This is a genomic window from Rhizobium sp. 18055 (assembly GCF_902706285.1).
Taxonomy (GTDB): Bacteria; Pseudomonadota; Alphaproteobacteria; order Rhizobiales; family Rhizobiaceae; genus Rhizobium.
On record NZ_CACSKD010000064.1, the window covers coordinates 1 to 857 of the forward strand.

Sequence of the window (857 nt, forward strand, 5' to 3'; positions counted from 1 at the left end):
AGCTAGGTCGCACACTCATAAACCAGGTTTGCAAATCGGTTTGATTTTGATTCACTGAAGCCTTGATTTGGAGGCCTCTGATGACCCGTCGCCGGTTTGATCTCACCGATTTCGAGTGGACTGTTATTCAACCCTTGTTGCCGAATAAGCCGCGCGGTGTGCCCCGCGTTGACGACCGGCGGGTGATCAACGGCATCTTGTGGCGGTTCCGGACAGGCTCGCCCTGGGCAGACGTTCCGGATCGATATGGTCCGTACACCACCTGCTACAACCGGTTCGTGCGATGGCGCAAGGCGGGTGTCTGGGATCATGTTCTGGGCGAAATTTCCAAGGCTTTCGATGGCGATATCGTCATGATCGACAGCTCCTGTGTCCGTGTTCATCAACATGCGGCGACGGGAAAAAGGGGGATCAAGACGATGGCTGCATGGGACGTTCCCGTGGCGGCTTGACCACCAAAATCCACGCCGTTGTCGATGCAGACGGCCGACCGATCCGTCTCGCACTCACGGCCGGCCAAGCCCATGATGGCCGCATGGCCGAGCCGATGCTGCAGACGATCTCCAAAGGCGCGATCCTACTGGCGGACAAGGCCTACGATACCAACGCGATAAGAGCATTTGCAAAGCAGAAGCAGGCTTGGGCCAATATTCCAGCCAAGAGTAATCGGAAAGAAAGCTTCCCTTTCAGCCAATGGGTTTACCGGCAGCGCAACCTTGTCGAGCGTTTCTTCAGCAAAATCAAACAGTTCAGAGGCATCGCAACCCGATACGACAAAGACCCGGCAAACTTTCTCGCTGCCGTCAAACTAGCAGCGGCAAGAATTTGGATCAGATCGTTATGAGTCTACGGCCTAG

The 857-nt window shown here is 55.5% G+C and carries 1 protein-coding gene; it reads left to right on the forward strand.

The genetic code is table 11. The features are described 5' to 3' along the window. Positions 1–80: 80 nt before the first annotated feature. Positions 81–844, forward strand: a protein-coding gene (locus GVL52_RS27915; protein WP_160012652.1) for an IS5 family transposase whose coding sequence is annotated in 2 segments (ribosomal slippage) — positions 81–396 and positions 396–844 — 765 coding nt in all. Because the reading frame shifts where the segments join, the coding sequence is not laid out codon by codon here. The last annotated feature ends 13 nt before the right edge of the window (positions 845–857 follow it).